Genomic DNA, 16643 nt, shown 5'->3' on the forward strand with positions numbered 1-16643 from the left:
ACTGTTTATTGTACATCATTAAGTACATTCTGCTCTTCCACGATTAAACGTGTTGGCTCTCCATCAAGAAACCGTCAAGGATACCTGCGATCTCGTTAATACCCTCTTGATATAATTTGTATGATAATTAACCACAATCGTGATCTATATCACGATTGAACCGTGCAATTTTGGATATGTTTCACCCGTTTGGGTTTACAAAACCACGTCTTTTACTCTGTTTTTAGTTTGGGCACTGCTAGTGAATATTGAAATCTGGGTCGCATATTTCAGTGCGACCGTTATATATAGCCTGATACCAGGTTCTGGTACAATTAATTCAATTAACAATGGGGTGGTATATGGTTTTCGCAAATCAGCGATTTCCATCATGGGACTACAACTTGGCCTTGCATTCTATATTGCCCTCATTGGCACGGGAGTTGGCGCACTTGTTTCACAGTCCGCTATCGCATTTACGGTAATAAAGTGGGTAGGTGTGATTTACCTGATCTGGCTAGGCATCCAAAAATTTCAGGAAAATGCAGCCATAAGCTCTGTTGGGTCACCATTAGATACCTCTGAGTGGAAGCTGTTCAGGAAGGCTATTGTGGTAAACCTGACTAACCCCAAAACAGTGATCTTCTTTGCCGCATTGCTGCCACAGTTTATTGATCCTACTGGTTCACAAAAGCTGCAGATCATCCAGATGGGTATAACCACTATCGTTGTTGATACATGCATAATGCTAATGTACGTCATCTTGGCAGCCAAACTGTCCCGTTACATCCGATCACCTCGGATATTAAAGAAGCTTAACCGTATTTTTGGTTCAATGTTTATCAGCTGTGGCGCTCTACTCGCAGTAGCTAAGGCCTAGCCACAATGCTTTACAGGTTGGTGAACACTAACACCAATAAGAATCTGAACATGACGGCAACACAAACCTCGCTTTAAAATAGAGAGCGAGGTTTTAGACGAAAAATGACAGGTAGCCAAAGTGCTATGCCCGCCCTATCGCAGAAGATTACGCACAATGTCTTTGGTATCAGCGATTAACTTCAGATCTTTATGAGCAACTAATTTGACGATGAGTCCTTCATAAAGCAACTCTATATGTAAGGCTAACTGAGTGTTTTCTGCCCCCAAAGCTGTTAGCCTTTTTTGGGTTTCGATGTAGGAAGCTTGCTTATGCTTAACGGCTAATTGATGTAGCGGATGCTGTTCATCTGCAAATTCTCGGCAAGCAGACATAAAAATACACCCGTAAAATTGCTGACTTTTTATCAACATTTCTAGCTCAGTAAACCGAGCAAGTATCAGATCTTTTTTATCGGCAATATCATCCCATTCCTTAGCCCATGCTTGTTGAATTCGATGACTAAATGACGTTAATGCCTCAAGTACCAGGCCTTCTTTACTGCCAAAGTTATTGTAAATAGTCTTTTTCGATATTTCAGTATAGTCAGCAATCGTATCTACCCCCGTAAGCGTGATCCCCTCTTTTTGTGCAAGCTCAAGAAAGCCCGCTATCAATTTCTCTCGCTTAGTCATTTGCCCTAATCTCATTAATTGCGCCAACGCCAATTATACACAGGTCTGTGTAAAAAGCTTGTTTTCCCCAAAGCACACCTTATAATGAATTACACAGACCTGTATAAAAGAGACAGTAAAATGAAAATATACAGCTTTCCATACTCATTACCGAGCTATCGCGCACGATTAGCCGCATCACTACTTGGCTTTGATTTCGAAGAAATCTTGGTAGATCTGAGTAAAAATGAACAAAAATCAGCGACTTTCTTGGCGATCAATCCATTAGGTAAAATTCCGGCTATGGCTGACGATCATCTGATTGTGACCGATTCCATCGCTATTTTGCGCTACTTGGCACGCAAAGCTGACAATACACACTGGTATCCAGAAAGTGATATTGCGACAGCGGCGCAAATAGATACATTGCTATCTTTAGTAAGTAATGAGTTATATGAGGGAATTGAAAAAGCACGATTAATTAACGCGTTTAAAATGTTGCCAACAGAATCATTATCGCAATGTAGAGAAATCACTACTGATGTATTAACTATCTTAAATACACAATTAGAAAATAAACATTTTTTAACCAGTGATGATCCGACAATCGCTGATATTGCTGCCGCATCAACGATACTCTATATCCATGAAGCCTCTTTTCATTTAGACAACTATAAAAACATCGAACAATGGCTTAATCGAGTAAGATCCTTAGAAGGATTCATTGAACCAACATTTCTTTAGTCTTATTGGATTCATAAACATCACATTAAAAATCATATAACGGGTAATATTATGATGGTAATCAATGACCAAATAGCGCTTCTGACATCGCTATTAACACAACCAAAAGAATTAAATAATGACAATTTAATTTACGCGGCATGGGCAGCAGCACTCAACTCACAAAGTAAAAATGTCGTGGAACATATTGCTAAATATATCCCACGGCCAAATTCTGAAGCGCTAATGGCTATTGAGTCTGCCATCTCAAGGATGGGTGTCACCAATCCTTATTTCATTGCACGACAATTTGTCAACATTGAGGCGGGAGGTTCTTTAGATGCGCTTCACTTCCGTCCATTACAAGCACTGAATATCGCCAATGAAACGGCTTATCATTATGCATGCGTTGTTGTCTCTTTAATGAATGGCGGTCATGTCTGTTTTCGTTCTCACGTAAATAGCTTGTTAGCTGTAAATGAAAGTGCTGCCAGTATTGATGCCGCTATGCGTCTCGGAGCAGTTTGCAGCTCGTTATCTAAAAGAGCATTTATCGATGATATTTTGAATGGTGAGTGATCACTTGCCGCTTATTTGATTTTTAGCCAGCCAAAAGATTTCCGTAGAAACGTCAATGCATCAGCGTTCACAATCTCACCGTGCGCCATAATAATGCGTGTCGGTTGCCATTCAACCATTTGGCTATAATGCTCTCTGGCTTCGCGCTTATGAAACATAAAACTCATTCGCCAATCTATCGGTGTTTTTCCATTAGGCGATAAAATACCGGTGAACTTGGCTAATAATCGCTGAGTGCGGGTAAAGTCAGAAGGCGGGAAATTTTCGATTAAATCTGTCACGATTAACGAGCGTGACTCATGATGAAAGAATACACATTCCTCCATCAACGGTGAGCCGGTGAATAAAAACTGACTGATATCAGACATCCAGGGATACTCACTACCAGAGGCCAGTGTCCCGTCAAATCGGAGGTCATCACGCTTTTTAATCACTTCACTCGTGCCATATGTTTTTGCTTCTGGGTAGGCATCTTGCCACGCTTTTAAGAACAGGTGATGGAGATGATTCGGGGCAATTACGTATTTTACCTCCCCTAATGAGTTAACTTGTGACTTCAATTTATCGGTGAGTTCAATTGGGCTATGAACCCATAATGTCGAATCAGAAAGTTTAATGACGGTCATACGGGTAGAGAATGGCAAGGTCAAAAATGTCACAGACGTACCATCAAATACCCACAGGTTGTGGCCTACTTCAATCATCTATCATCGACTCCTTCAATTTATGGGATCTTTGAAACGCTATCCAGTATTTCAAACAGGGCCAGTGCGACACGTTTATCACGATAAAGCGAACAACTGACCGATGAAGACACCACAGTGTAAGGCCATACTTCAGTGATGCGATATTAATTTGCCAAATAACTCGCTGTGGTCATGAGTTTCGAGAACATGGCGACTTCAGACAGTGCGACTTTATGGACGGTCTCAGCAGGTAAGCGTTCATGTTCAAATTCCAGCTCGCGGGTTGCACATGCATCACTGACGATCGCTATTTGATAGCCTCTTTCCATGGCTGCACGGGCCGTGGCACTCACACACATATGAGTCATCATCCCGACAAGCGTTATCTTGCTGATATTATTACGTTTGAGGATGGCATCAAGTTCGGTCTGCCAAAATGAATTTGGAAAATGCTTAGTCACGACGATCTCATCCGCAGCTGGCGCCACACTGGCGTGTATCTTCTGCCCCTCGGTTCCGTGCTGTAAGAACGGTTTCCTATCATCCACATTGTCATGTTGTACATGCACAACCAATTGCTTGTTTGCTCGAAACCGTTGCAGTATTTCTCTTGAATTTGACGCGGCCGCTATCGGCTTTGCCAGGGGAAATTTCCCACCATCAAAATAGTCGTTTTGTATATCAATGAGGATGAGTGCCGTTTGTGTGTCATTCATTGGTGCTTCCTTAATGTGTTTTAAAAATCGACACACACAGTGTATGAAACACTACGGTTACTTATAATGGCTTTAACAGACCTATTTAAGTCATTATCAGACACGCAGGAGGCGGCATGTGGCATATATCCATACTCAATTATGAAAGTGCTATGCGATCAGCTATTTATGGCATTGAGGAGCTGTTTACGCTCGCGAATAGAATGGCCCCTTCCCCTCTTTTTCATATTGAGCTGTGTGACTATCATCAGAGTATGAGCACAGCGACGCAGCGGATCATTTTTATTCCACCTTGCTTTGCCGATCCGCTGCCGACATTTGAAAACTCAGCACTGACGATGTGGCTGCAAAAAAATGCTGATGATGGCGTGATACTGGCAGCATCTTGTGTGGGCGTATTCTGGCTCGGTCGTGCCGGACTTTTAAATGGTAAAACAGTAACCACCCACTGGCGCTTATGTGAAAAATTAGCGCAGCAGTTTCCGGCTATCCGGCATGTTGAAAAACGGGACATGGTAGTCGATCAAGGTGAGATTGTGACAGCGGCCGGGCTGTTTGCCTTTCAGGACCTTGTTCTTCATCTTATTGCCCGTTTAGCGGGGTATGATTTGGCCAAACAAGTGGCTGACTTTTCACTGTTAGATCTGAATGGCCGATTACAGGCGTATTACGAGCGCTTCTCGCCCAATATCGATCACGGTGACACTTTAATCTTACAAGCTCAGCGCCTGTGCGAAACCGATCCGACCCTTTCAGTTAAGCAACTGGCCGATTTATCGTTCATCAGTGAACGCACTCTATATCGGCGCTTTATGGCGGCAACAGGGCTATCACCCAAACAGTATCTCGTCGAGTCAAAAATTGAACTGGCGAGAACGTTACTGAGTACATCGTCGATGTCGGTAGAAAAGGTGGCGCACCATTTAGGTTATTTGGATGTCAGCAATTTTAATCGAACATTCGGTAAAGTGACGGGAATGACGCCAGCAGGATTTAAGGCAAGGCAGCTTGCCTGATGCAATAAAGGCCGCATAGGCGGCCTTGTATTTTGACTTTTTCCAATAAGATCAATGATGGTTTTATCCATTCACCATCTTGGTGATGGTATCTTTATTATTACGGCCATTCGCCACAATAACGCCACCAATGTGTATCGCCATAAACCCGACAACACCCCACCATGAAAGCTTATGTAAGGTTTTACACAGCGTGTACGCGAAAAAATCATGGCCAAGAAAGTGGATCGCCAATCCGGTTAACACCGTGCCCGCTAAAAAAGCATAGAAAGCAATGTAGAGTAACCCTTGCAAACGATCATGCGGCGAGTTTTCTCTACTTTGCGTCGGCATGAATACGCCAACCTTTTTTGAATAATAAGCGCGAGCAAGAAGTAGTAACCCCACCCCATAACCGACAATGAAGTGCCATTGGAACATCTCATTACGGATCGATTTTGCTATCGTAATCGCTTGCTGTTGTGAGATAAGCAGGTTATCACTGGTCAATCCCGACTGGATGATGGCAGCCATGCTGGATTTATCCATCCACGAAGATCGTAAAAATACTGTTAACAACATAAAAAGAATAGCAAAGGCCAGTAGCCAGTGGATCAATCGGTGAAGCTTGGGGAAATGAGTCTGCGCAGACATAAATGGACGCCATGGAAATATACCGTTTGGCGATATTAGCATGGTGCAATGAACAACAAATGAACGGCTTAGTCATACTGGTGATCATAACAGATGCGCTAACGTCCATAATCACACACTGATTAGAGAAATTGAAGCGATGAATGGATACAAGATATGACAGGGGGAGAGATAAAAACGAAAAAGGCCAACCCATTGAATGAATTGACCTTTTACTATAGCTTGCTTTCTATGAAAGCGAACTAAATGCTATAAATTATAGCGCTACAACGTTAGCAGCTTGAGGACCTTTCTGGCCGTTTTCAACGTCAAAAGAAACCTTTTGACCTTCAGCAAGAGTTTTGAAACCTTCTGAAGCGATAGCACGGAAGTGAACGAATACGTCAGCACCGCCGTTGTCTTGGTTGATGAAACCGAAACCTTTCTCTTCGTTGAACCACTTAACGATACCAGTTGACTTAGACATGATGTGTCCCTTTTATAAATGTATTAGATAATTTTCACAAATTGTGATGCACTGAAACTGCATTATTTAATGTTACGTAAAGCTAAGGGAAACACTAAGGACAACGCCGATTACGAAGAAGTTTCTGAGGTTTTTCTTTTACTTGATGTTTCATTAATAACTTTTAACTACAGAGCGAGACGAATACTACGGCATTTCGAAGCAATGTAAAGTGTTATTTTTATCTGTTTTTCTCAAATTTACGGCATGCATAATGACAGCAATAATGTCATACCAATCACCGTAAGTTAGTGCTCACTAATTACGCAGAAAAAAAACGCAATTTCCACCTCGGATCAGCACATACAGAAAAGCCGCACCATTGCAGTACGGCTTAGGTTGTATCTCTTTCTGTTGCCCTTGTCTACCTACTCAGCACACGTCGGGCGTTAACGAATAATGTAACTAGTGTAGCTATGTAACTAGTGTATCTTCAGAACTAGTGTTGCTTTTGTAGCTAATGTAACTAGTGTACCAAATGTCGCTAATGTAACTTGAAGCTTCGCCACTCACTACGTTGAGTATGCCGTGCCCGATATAGTCACTGATTTAAATCGGACATCTTCTGTATTGGCGAAGAAGTATCGTTTTATTCGTTGTTGCTTACCAAATTGTGACTAGGCAATGTGTTTCATGTTACCCGCCTAGTGTGGTTGATTCACATCAACCTGATCCCTGTTCCCCTGAGCCTTCCGAAAACAGCTCAATCCTCCGTAAGCTTCCTATGAACTAGCTCATCAACAGGTCTCAAGTTAAATATGGTACTAATTTTCACTTTTGGCAAACCCTATCCGTAAAATATTCGGCTAAAGTGTGATCGTGACGATCTTCTACTGCACTCTGTGATCCCTCTCTCAATTGAGAAACTAGTGTAATATACCCGCCTCAATCCCTTCTATTTATAAGGCTATTTTGACGCAATGACAGCATTCGCCCATGCTCTGTTACGTATTCCTACTGCACAATCAGCACTCGCGCTTGCAACAACAGGAACAGGACTGGCCTGGTCTCTTTTTATTCCGGAAGCGACTGGGTGGATACGAGGAATGTGTGCCGTTATAGGCGCAGGATTATTGGCGCCAGTGATACTGAAATACCTCGTCCACCGCCAGCAATTTATTCAAGATCTGCGCCATCCACTGTATGGCAGCCTGATGGCCCCTATGTCGATGACCATGTTGGTATTAGCCGATTACCTGTCATCCATCCATGTACAGAGTGCTAAATTACTATGGTACCCTGCCTTAATGCTGCATCTTTCAATGATGCTGTTTTTCTTTTTCTGCCAGCTGAAACATTTTCGCTTAATCAATCTCTACCCTAGCTGGTTCTTGTATCCCGTTGGAGCCATCAGCGGCACGTTAGCCGGTCCCCAGTTAGGTCATCATGCCTTTGCACTGGCCATGACCGAGATTTGCATCGGCATTTATTTTATTATGCTGCCTGTTGTTCTCTATCGTTTATGTTTTGCTGGTCGCCTGCCAAGGCCTGCGAGACCCACATTGGCGATCATGGCGGCACCGGTGAATCTCGCACTCACCGCCTATCTGCTCAATGTTGAACAACCGGATCCAATCTTAACGGGCGCACTGGCGGGTGTAGGGATCACCATGACAATTCTGGTCTACCTGTGCTATTTCAACCTGCTAAAACAACGCTTCCAACCCTCACTGGCTGCGGTCACATTTCCATCAGTGATCAGTGCTGTCGCGCTAGAGCGACTCACTCAATGGCTGACCGTGGACTACCCACAATGGGCTTGGCTGGAACGACTGGGGATCTTCGAACTTGTCATTGCCACAGGACTGGTGCTGTGGGTTACCTGGAACTACTTAGGTTTATACTGGCCTCAAACCGCACCAGCCCGAGTCTTTTCTCACCGTTAATTGCTTGCGTGTGGCGGTTATCGTAATCACCGCCACCCCATTGGTCTCTCTTCATTATTTGATCTTCATTCACCTTCTTTGCAAACCGCAAGATAGATCCCTCACAACTACATACCTCCATCACATACCAACCCCTCATCCGGCAATAAATCCGGCAGCAAATGACAGATAGAAATAACGTTGCATAATACAGTAATGGATCCATATGCGTTCATCATTTCTAAATTGCCAGGAGGCATCATGATACAAAAAATCAGAATAATCCTAGCTCTAATATGTTTTTCACTCAGTACCGCAGCCCTTGCAACTCCACCAGCGCTACCCGCACTGAATGCTCTACCTAATGAAACCTCGATCTCTGGATTATCTTCCGGCGCTTTCATGGCTGCACAATTCCATGTAGCGTATTCTGATGAGCTGGTTGGGGCGGGTATCGTCGCTGGTGGGCCATGGAACTGTGCTGGTAATAACTCATACAACAATCCGTTTCTCACACCCATAATGAGCGCAACCACCACTTGTATGAATCCTTGCAAAGGTAGCCTATTCGGCTGCCCATCAATGCTGTACCCCAACAGTGAATTTCTGGCCGACTTGGCACTAGAAACCGCAAAATCAGGTAAAATTGATGATCTAAATAACCTCAAAAATGATCGAATCTATATCTTCTCAGGGGCCAGTGATAAAACAGTTGTGACAGGAGTGGTTGATACAACGGCTGAGTTTTATCGTCAATTAGGGGTCAGTAACGACCAGATTCGCTACAACAAAACAACAGATGCTGGGCATGCTTTTATCACGACCGATCCCAACGATACCCCCTGTGCGAAAACCACCGAGCCGTTTATCAATGACTGCGATATTCCTCAGGCCCAGCGTATCCTTGAACACATCTACGGCGCTCAAAACCCGCCAGCCAAGCAATTAAGCGGTGAGCTTATCGAATTTGATCAGCGTGCATTCTTCGACAGCCCACTGACTAGCATGAACGACACGGCGTTTGTCTATATCCCTAAAAATTGCCGGACTGAACAATGCAAAGTGCACGTCTCGGTTCATGGTTGCGAACAAGGCGTCTCTGAAATAGGCACCACCTATGTCAAAGATACCGGCTATTTAGAGGCTGCTGATACCAACAGTACTATCGTGCTATTCCCGCAAGTTAAAAAATCAGCCTTGTCCCCGTTTAATCCAAAGGGTTGCTGGGATTTTTGGGGCTACAGTAATAACGATTTACCCCCGTACAACTACTACAATAAAAATGCGCCGCAGATGATCGCAATTAATAAGATGATTACGCGTCTGACCAGCACCCCATCGAAAATGGCCAAAAATTAACCGACGATGTATTCCGAGCATGAAAAAACGGCCCTGAGCAGATGCTCAGGGCCGTTTCCCGTTCCATAATAATCCTGTGTTCCAAGCAGGATAGCTGGGTGCCCCCAGCACGATTAATTCAGCGCGATAAGGCTGCCTTAATCGAATGCCATTCTCCTCCCTACAAAAAGGAAAACAGCGAAATGCGTGTGACTTGATTCGCTCAAATCTGGGTATAATTTATCATGAAATTTTAGTAATGCAAAAAATATTTGAATCGTTACATCTATATTTGATTTCAGTCATCAGAACTAAAATTATCAATCATCACCGTTAATTTGCTCTTTACAATGAATCGAAGATCGTGATACCGCCAAACAATCCTGTAACATACTGAACAATAAAAGAATTACAGAGATCGCAAGAGAGTTAACGAGAAAGAATTCGCTTTTAGCCCTGTACATCACGCGACAATGATTTGATCAATGGGCAAGTAATCTTTGGCCTACATGACTTGGCATTCAACAAAAGTGACATGATAAATACATCTATCCTCGGGTTACCCATCAATAATTTACCGTTACATATTTAGGCAAAGCTGGGATAATACGCCCCCTCAATATGTGGCGATCCTCGTCCACAGGCTTTAACCACTATAGTGTTAAGTGCAATATTCCAATCAGTAGGACATTCTTCTATGCGCGCCTTCGTTTTACGAGCCAGATCGGCCCCAACCAACAGTCAACAACTACTAGCATCTGTTGGACAGGATGCCCACACGGAAATCTTGGCTCATACCCTGATGAACTCGATTTTTGTGGCACAATCGCACCGTGAAGATGTCATCGTCCACCTAGTGCTGGAAAGCACTCAAGATTATTCGCGCACCATCACCTTTACCGCTAACGATATTACCAATGTCGGTGGCTTCCATGAGCAAGCCTTGCTGGAAAAAGTAGTGAGAGCACTCGATGTTTCTGTTGGTATGGGCAAAGAGCAGACCCGTATTGTTGAAGCGGGGATCACTGTTCGTACGATCAGTTTTGAAAAACTCGTGGTGGAACTGGCTGAAGACTACCAGATCTACATGATGGATAAGAAAGGCGAATCTATCCGCACTCAGGAGTTTGCCGCTAACAGCTGTTTCTTGCTGACTGATCATATCCCAATGCCAAAGAAAAGCATGAATAGCTTAAAGCGACTCGGCGCAGTGAAGATCAGCCTCGGTCCAAAAATGCTGTTTGCTTCCCAATGTGTCGTACTGATCCACAATGAACTGGATCTGTGCGAATAAGCCGATAACGCATCGCCACCCACCATCTCAGCGTCTATTTGAAATCGTTCTTTATAGCGTTGGGATGGCCTGCATAAGGATATACACCATGGATGCCCTCAATATCGCCCAGCTCGGTAACCCGATCCTTCGCCAACGCGCCACTGCTCTCTCCGTTCAGCAATACCAAATTCAAGCACCGTTTTTCCATGCCCTTGAGCAGAAGATGCTAGAGCATAACGGCGTCGGTATTGCTGCACCACAAGTCAGTGAATCCATCCGCGCATTTATTGTTGCTTCTCGCCCTAACCCCCGTTATCCCAATGCCCCGTTAATGCACCCCACTCTCATGCTCAACCCTGAAATCATCTGGGCGAGCGAAGCATTAGAACAAGACTGGGAGGGCTGCCTGAGTATTCCCGGCATCCGGGCTAAGGTAAATCGCCACCAGCAGATCACCGTGCGTTATCACACCTTGGCGGATCAGGAAATCAACACCACAATGGAAGGCTTCATTGCCCGGATTTACCAGCATGAGCTGGATCACCTCGATGGGATTGTCTTTCTCGATCGTGCAAATAGCACAGACTACGCCACCGAAGCTGAATTTCTCAAACTCATCTGCGCGCCTCAAGGATAGGACTAATGAGGAGCCGGTAATGAGTACCGTTAGTGCTGATTGATAGTTGCTATCTTCTGATCTAACGCGAAAAAATGGGCGATATATTCATCATAATCCGGCGCAGCGATGCCATTTAATATTGAGCCAACCGGATTACGCACCCAGCCAGGCATTGCCGCAAGAGAATGCCATATTTTCCCCTTTCCCCCACGCCCTATCAACTCTGCGTCAAAGACCTCAGCGGTTAACTCTGAGCGCCTTGCTACCTCGCGATATAACGGAAAACTGGCATTAATTGTCATGTGTGGTTTATACACAATACGGGCAAACCAAAGGGGGATATCGGGTGAGGGTGAAAACAGATCGGCTCTATTGGCCAATGACATATTCATCGTAAACATACCAGCACATTCCCGAGCCATCGCCCGAGATAAGCTCCGCTCCGCCATTGAGAGTTCAGCAATGTTGAATGGGCGTTGAATGCCACGGTTTTCTTGCAGGTAGACTAACACGGTCAGGCTTTCATCAAGCATCGCAAGAAAGACCATTTTTTCTAACAGGCTGTCAGCATTAGCGAGTCGATGGCGGATACGATGAATGTTATGCAGCAGGGTCTCAAGGGGAAACGCGGGGGTTTGGAACAGCACATGATGAAGAAACAAGCGATTGCCAATAATGACATACGAATAGGATGGCCATTGTTCATCAATACTCGGCTGCGTGACTAACCGATAGCGATCGAACGCCATAAACTGCAGGTATCTCGATAACATGACTGAATAGTCATCTATCGTTTCCATGATATGGGGTTTATGGGTAACAATATGATCCAGACACGCCGCATCCGTTAATTTGCAATCCGGCTCAACCTTAAACAAAGGTAACTGATAGGAGCTTTCAGTGCTGCTTTCACCCGCGTCTCGATGTTGATTGATATACCGCTGTCGACCGACCGCCACTGGATCGGATCCCGGCTCAGCATCCATCCCTAATAAGTAGAAATACGCGCGATTATCGACGAGGGAAGAGACGACACTATGTTGCTCAACATGAAGGTCGGCTAATGCGATAAAGGCCATTACCTCTGGGTTGATGTCATCGTCCCACTGCCAGACAACCGCAATAGCGACCAAGATGGATACACCGATGCCGAACATCGCTCCTAGTTGCTTCATATCATATCCCTATCACCAGACTAGCGAATACACTTTCTCCTGATGTGGATATAACACAATTTGCTTTAATGCCTCACCAATCCAAACCGCCTAATCATAGATACTTGAAATGCGCCGCAAAATTAGCAGCAGAGTGCTTATCGAGGGCAGAGACGTTCTTGCACGGTTGCTGTCACATTCATAGTCATCTGTTGTCTCTAATTTATAGTTGGCAATATTAACAAATAGTAATTATTTGATGTATTGTGTCGAATTCAGTTTACTTTTGTTTGAATTGTCATTCATTCGCACACAACTTGGTGGTGACTTTGTTACCGAGGTGTTTATTTGTCATTTTTGAAATAAGTTATAACTTTTGAGTCTATTCTAAGGTGCGCCAAGTCACACTTGTTTTTGAGCCTCTCTATATAATCCGCATTAATTAAAACAAAGAGGTTCAATTATGAACAACGCCTTAGATATAAAGACGGTGATAAAAACTACGATTGTAGTTATGGCTGTTATTTTCATTTCACAGTTTGTTATTGGTAAGCAAGTAATTTCATTTGGCTCAGTTTCTATTCCCATTCTACCAATGTTATTTGCTGTTATGATTGGTATGTTCATTTCACTGCTATTTGTTCGCGATAAAATTGCAGTGTGGGGTAAATTTTTCACTGACAAAGAAGAGTCATTCGCATCAAAAATGGTCGGATATTCTCTTTTAATTCTAGGTACCCAATATGCGGGTATGATCATTCCAAACATCGATAATATTATCGATGCTGGTATTCCACTGCTATTACAAGAACTGGGCAACTTATTCCCTATCTTTATTGCTATTCCTCTGGCGGTGAAGTTCGGTCTTGGTCGTGAAACCATTGGCGCCTGTTCATCAATCAGCCGTGAGCCTTCTATCGCGGTTATTCAGAGCAAATACGGTACAGGTACCCCTGAATATATCGGCGTACTCGCTATTTACCTGTGTGGTTCAGTGATCGGTACATTGTGGTTCAGCGTACTGGGTAGCCTGGGCACCCTAACGGGTCTGCACCCACTGGCACTGGCTGCGGGCAGTGGTGTCGGTAGTGGTTCAATGCTAAGTGCGGCGTCTGGTGCGCTAGTCAGTACCCTGAGCCCAGAAATGGCCGCTCAAGCATTAAGTATTGCGGCTGCATCTAACCTACTTTCTTCTGTTGTAGGTGCATTGTCTCTCACTTTTATTGGCTTACCACTAGCTGAATTCATGTATAAGATTTGTAATAAAGAGAAGGAAAACGTTCATGCTTAATTCAATTAATGAAATGAAATTTGTCTTCCTTGCTTTAATGCTGGCTATTTTCACCCAGACATTAACAACAGGCACGCCATTATTTAGTATGTGGGATAGCTTTATTGCTATGTCATTAGTTGTATTCTTATCACTGATTGCTAAACATTATATTCCATCACCACTGCCGACATTTGCATATGCAACTATCATTGGTATTGTAATTTGTTTACCGGATACAGCAGTACGTGCTTTCTTCTTAGATTCAATTGGTAAGGTTGGTTTTCTTTCTTGCTGTGTACCTCTTCTTGCTTTCGCTGGTTTATCTGTCGGCGGAAAAATGGAAGAACTTAAAAAGCTATCGTGGAAAATTGTTGTTTTATTCTTGGTCGTTTCAACCAGCTGTTTCTTCGGCGCATCCATTGTTGCTCAGATCGGTTTCTCAATGAAAGGGATTATCTAATGTTAAATAAATTTGAATTAAACGCGAATTTGTTAGCGCTACAACCATTCAGCGTCAATACACGTCGCCACCTGCATAAAATTCCTGAACTGTCTGGCCAAGAATTTGAAACATCAGCCTACTGTAACGCGCTGATGACTGAGTTTGGTTATACCGTCACCACGTATGAAGGCTACACCGGCTTTATTGCTGATTTGATTGTTGATGAATCATTGTCCATGATCGCTTTCCGTGCCGATATGGATGCACTGGAAATGGATGATCTCACCAATGATGAAAATTCATCGACCAATCCGGGTCGTGCGCACAACTGCGGTCACGATACGCATATGACCATTGCCTTAACGGCAGCTAATTACCTGGCGAGTCACAAGCAAGAGCTTCGCCATAACCTACGCTTCATTTTCCAAATGGCCGAGGAAGACATGCGCGTTGATGGCGCAAACAAGATGGTCGAACTCGGTTGTATGGAAGGCGTTCACGAAGTATATGCCCTGCATAATGATGGGGCTCAAGAATGCGGTACGGTACTGATCAACAATGGCATTATGTCTTCTTATGGCTGTGCTTGGACGCTTGATATTCAAGGGATCTCTGCACATGGTTCAACCCCTCACAAAGGGCTTGATGCAATCCGTGAAGGTGCGCGTATTGTTGAAGATATGGATTATGTGGTTGCCAAACAAACCAACCCGTTTTCACCGGCGGTCTTTGTCTGCGGCATGTTTAACGGTGGTACTGTACCAAACGCCGTCGCTGCCAATGTTCAGGCGCGCGGTACCATTCGTTCGATGGATGCAGAAACTGACGCTATTTTGAAAAACAGCTTCACCTCAATTGTGGCGCAAAGTGAACTGCGTGGCTATACCACCTCTATCTCACATTGCGGCTACCCGGCAGTGATTAACCATTCTGATGCATACCAGCGCGTAGTGCAGGCGGCCAACGAAACCATTCCGTCAGAACTTCTGAATGCAAACTGTACACCAATGACAGGCAGCGAAGACTTTAGCCTAATGATTGAAGCGACACCACAGCAACGCGGTGCCATGTTCTTCCTTGGCTCTGGCAGCAAAGACAAAGGGATTTGCAACTACCTGCACTCAAACCCTTACTTTGTTGATGAAGACTTCCTGCTGGTTGGCGCGCAAATTTTTATTAACTTGGCTACCAGCTAATCGCAATATCTCCCCCATCAAAAAAGCCCTTAACGTTCTTCGTTAAGGGCTTTTTTTCATCGTTGATTCAATAATGGGGTAACGTAAAGTCTTCGGAGAGCTTTTTGATTTCACTGTTGGTGGAATGGGTGACAACTTCCATCACCTCTCGGGTTAAGTGAGGGGCAAAGCTTTCAATGAAGTCGTACATATGCCGTTGCAAGAAGACATTGCGGCTATAGCAAATCCACGCATCACATTCAGGGATCAGCTTGTTCAGAGGGATGGCGACTATTTTGCCATCACAAATGTTCGCCGCGGCAACGGAAGCGATGATCCCGATCCCCAACTCCATACTGACATACTGCTTGATCACGTCGACATCCATCGCCGTCATAAAATACGTCGGGTTAAGACCTTGCTCTGCAAATGCCTTATCTTGTGCCATTCGTCCTGTTGAACCGGCTTCGTAGCTGATCAAATGATACTGACTGATCATCGCGAGGGTGATCTCTTTCTCTTTTCTCAGCGGATGGTGTACTGGCAGGATTAAGCTCAATGACCACTTGTAGGCAGGAAGAACAATCAGATCGGTATCACGTTCAACCTCTTGTGCCACAATGGAAAAATCTGAATGGCCTTTTTTTATAATGGTGCCATGTTCATCAGGGTAAGCAGGGCCAATATGGAAAGTTATCTCAGGGTATTTCTTAACAAAATTACGTACAGTTTTAGGCAAAATAAACCGGGCAATGGTGTTGGTGGTATAAATGTTTAAGCAGCCAATCTCCGGATTGAGAAAATCGCGGGCAATCGCATACATTTTTTCCTCAATTTCAAGCATTTTAAAACTTTCATCGAGTAATTGTTGACCGACATCGGTAATGGAGTTGAGATTTTTACCTTTTCGGTCAAATATCTTTACCCCCAATTCAGATTCCAGCAATCCAATTTGCTTGCTAATACCCGGCTGGGTGGTATAGAGACTTTTTGACGCTGCCGATATATTTAACTCATGACTTACGATCGCTTTGAGATAGCGGAGTTGTTGTAATTTCATTGATAAGCCCTGTGCATTAACATTCCATGTACCACTGCAAAACGCAACTAACGTTAATTTGAGTATTTAAG

The 16643-nt window shown here is 44.0% G+C and carries 19 protein-coding genes; 11 read left to right on the top strand and 8 right to left on the bottom strand.

Annotated elements, in window-relative coordinates; all coding sequences use genetic code 11:
- The first annotated feature begins 241 nt into the window (after window positions 1-241).
- On the top strand, window positions 242-859 hold the full coding sequence (gene rhtB, locus L4D12_RS13345) for a homoserine/homoserine lactone efflux protein (protein WP_428448343.1): 618 nt from the start codon (window positions 242-244) through the stop codon (window positions 857-859).
- A 134-nt stretch (window positions 860-993) separates the two neighbouring features.
- Here the strand turns inward: rhtB and L4D12_RS13350 are convergent, their stop codons facing one another.
- Entirely contained in the window at window positions 994-1548 is a 555-nt protein-coding gene (locus L4D12_RS13350; protein ID WP_428448344.1) for a TetR family transcriptional regulator, read from the bottom strand.
- A 105-nt stretch (window positions 1549-1653) separates the two neighbouring features.
- Between L4D12_RS13350 and L4D12_RS13355 the strand changes: the two genes are divergently transcribed.
- Both L4D12_RS13355 and L4D12_RS13360 read left to right on the top strand, forming a co-directional pair.
- Window positions 1654-2256, top strand: a complete 603-nt coding sequence (locus L4D12_RS13355) for a glutathione S-transferase family protein (RefSeq protein WP_428448345.1) — start codon at window positions 1654-1656, stop codon at window positions 2254-2256.
- 51 nt (window positions 2257-2307) lie between these two features.
- A complete protein-coding gene (locus tag L4D12_RS13360; RefSeq protein ID WP_428448346.1) occupies window positions 2308-2814 on the top strand; it encodes a hypothetical protein in 507 nt (168 codons plus the stop codon).
- An 11-nt stretch (window positions 2815-2825) separates the two neighbouring features.
- Here L4D12_RS13360 and L4D12_RS13365 read toward each other — a convergent pair whose 3' ends face one another.
- Both L4D12_RS13365 and L4D12_RS13370 read right to left on the bottom strand, forming a co-directional pair.
- Window positions 2826-3518: a DUF4336 domain-containing protein gene (locus L4D12_RS13365; RefSeq protein ID WP_428448347.1), complete on the bottom strand. Its 693-nt coding sequence runs from the start codon at window positions 3516-3518 to the stop codon at window positions 2826-2828.
- Window positions 3519-3664: 146 nt separating this feature from the next.
- Entirely contained in the window at window positions 3665-4216 is a 552-nt protein-coding gene (locus L4D12_RS13370; protein ID WP_428448348.1) for a cysteine hydrolase family protein, read from the bottom strand.
- A 116-nt stretch (window positions 4217-4332) separates the two neighbouring features.
- Here L4D12_RS13370 and L4D12_RS13375 point away from each other — a divergent pair, with 116 nt between their 5' ends.
- Window positions 4333-5232, top strand: a complete 900-nt coding sequence (locus L4D12_RS13375; RefSeq protein ID WP_428448349.1) for a GlxA family transcriptional regulator — start codon at window positions 4333-4335, stop codon at window positions 5230-5232.
- Between the two features lie 63 nt (window positions 5233-5295).
- Here the strand turns inward: L4D12_RS13375 and L4D12_RS13380 are convergent, their stop codons facing one another.
- Both L4D12_RS13380 and cspE read right to left on the bottom strand, forming a co-directional pair.
- Window positions 5296-5865 (bottom strand): cytochrome b/b6 domain-containing protein, encoded by a 570-nt coding sequence (locus L4D12_RS13380; protein WP_428448350.1) that lies wholly within the window; start codon window positions 5863-5865, stop codon window positions 5296-5298.
- A gap of 256 nt (window positions 5866-6121) precedes the next feature.
- Complete coding sequence (cspE, locus tag L4D12_RS13385) at window positions 6122-6331, bottom strand: transcription antiterminator/RNA stability regulator CspE (RefSeq protein ID WP_428448351.1); 210 nt, start codon at window positions 6329-6331, stop codon at window positions 6122-6124.
- Window positions 6332-7290: 959 nt separating this feature from the next.
- Between cspE and L4D12_RS13390 the strand changes: the two genes are divergently transcribed.
- Window positions 7291-8256, top strand: coding sequence for a TDT family transporter (locus L4D12_RS13390; protein ID WP_428448352.1), 966 nt, complete (start codon window positions 7291-7293; stop codon window positions 8254-8256).
- Between the two features lie 107 nt (window positions 8257-8363).
- Here the strand turns inward: L4D12_RS13390 and L4D12_RS13395 are convergent, their stop codons facing one another.
- Window positions 8364-8639, bottom strand: coding sequence for a hypothetical protein (locus tag L4D12_RS13395; protein ID WP_428448417.1), 276 nt, complete (start codon window positions 8637-8639; stop codon window positions 8364-8366).
- Between L4D12_RS13395 and L4D12_RS13400 the strand changes: the two genes are divergently transcribed.
- From L4D12_RS13400 to def, 3 genes are all read left to right on the top strand, one after another.
- Complete coding sequence (locus L4D12_RS13400; protein WP_428448415.1) at window positions 8530-9594, top strand: extracellular catalytic domain type 2 short-chain-length polyhydroxyalkanoate depolymerase; 1065 nt, start codon at window positions 8530-8532, stop codon at window positions 9592-9594. The genes L4D12_RS13395 and L4D12_RS13400 overlap by 110 nt on opposite strands.
- 676 nt (window positions 9595-10270) lie before the next feature.
- On the top strand, window positions 10271-10867 hold the full coding sequence (trmY, locus tag L4D12_RS13405) for a tRNA (pseudouridine(54)-N(1))-methyltransferase TrmY (RefSeq protein ID WP_428448353.1): 597 nt from the start codon (window positions 10271-10273) through the stop codon (window positions 10865-10867).
- A gap of 88 nt (window positions 10868-10955) precedes the next feature.
- Complete coding sequence (def, locus tag L4D12_RS13410) at window positions 10956-11486, top strand: peptide deformylase (RefSeq protein WP_428448354.1); 531 nt, start codon at window positions 10956-10958, stop codon at window positions 11484-11486.
- Between the two features lie 29 nt (window positions 11487-11515).
- On the opposite strand, the gene L4D12_RS13415 is transcribed toward def, so the two are convergent.
- Complete coding sequence (locus L4D12_RS13415; protein ID WP_428448355.1) at window positions 11516-12643, bottom strand: hypothetical protein; 1128 nt, start codon at window positions 12641-12643, stop codon at window positions 11516-11518.
- Window positions 12644-13085: 442 nt separating this feature from the next.
- Between L4D12_RS13415 and L4D12_RS13420 the strand changes: the two genes are divergently transcribed.
- The 3 genes from L4D12_RS13420 to L4D12_RS13430 are packed head-to-tail and all read left to right on the top strand — an operon-like array spanning window position 13086 to window position 15533.
- The gene (locus tag L4D12_RS13420) at window positions 13086-13913 is read left to right on the top strand and encodes a DUF3100 domain-containing protein (RefSeq protein ID WP_428448356.1); all 828 of its coding nucleotides are present in this window, start codon (window positions 13086-13088) and stop codon (window positions 13911-13913) included.
- The gene (locus L4D12_RS13425) at window positions 13906-14355 is read left to right on the top strand and encodes a hypothetical protein (protein ID WP_428448357.1); all 450 of its coding nucleotides are present in this window, start codon (window positions 13906-13908) and stop codon (window positions 14353-14355) included. Before L4D12_RS13420 ends, L4D12_RS13425 begins: the two co-directional genes overlap by 8 nt.
- A complete protein-coding gene (locus L4D12_RS13430) occupies window positions 14355-15533 on the top strand; it encodes a M20 metallopeptidase family protein (RefSeq protein WP_428448358.1) in 1179 nt (392 codons plus the stop codon). The genes L4D12_RS13425 and L4D12_RS13430 overlap by 1 nt, the downstream gene beginning before the upstream one ends.
- 67 nt (window positions 15534-15600) lie before the next feature.
- On the opposite strand, the gene L4D12_RS13435 is transcribed toward L4D12_RS13430, so the two are convergent.
- Window positions 15601-16572, bottom strand: coding sequence for a LysR substrate-binding domain-containing protein (locus tag L4D12_RS13435; RefSeq protein ID WP_428448359.1), 972 nt, complete (start codon window positions 16570-16572; stop codon window positions 15601-15603).
- Window positions 16573-16643: the final 71 nt, after the last annotated feature.

The sequence above is a fragment of the Photobacterium nomapromontoriensis genome (assembly GCF_050336815.1).
GTDB classification, from domain to species: Bacteria; Pseudomonadota; Gammaproteobacteria; order Enterobacterales; family Vibrionaceae; genus Photobacterium; species Photobacterium nomapromontoriensis.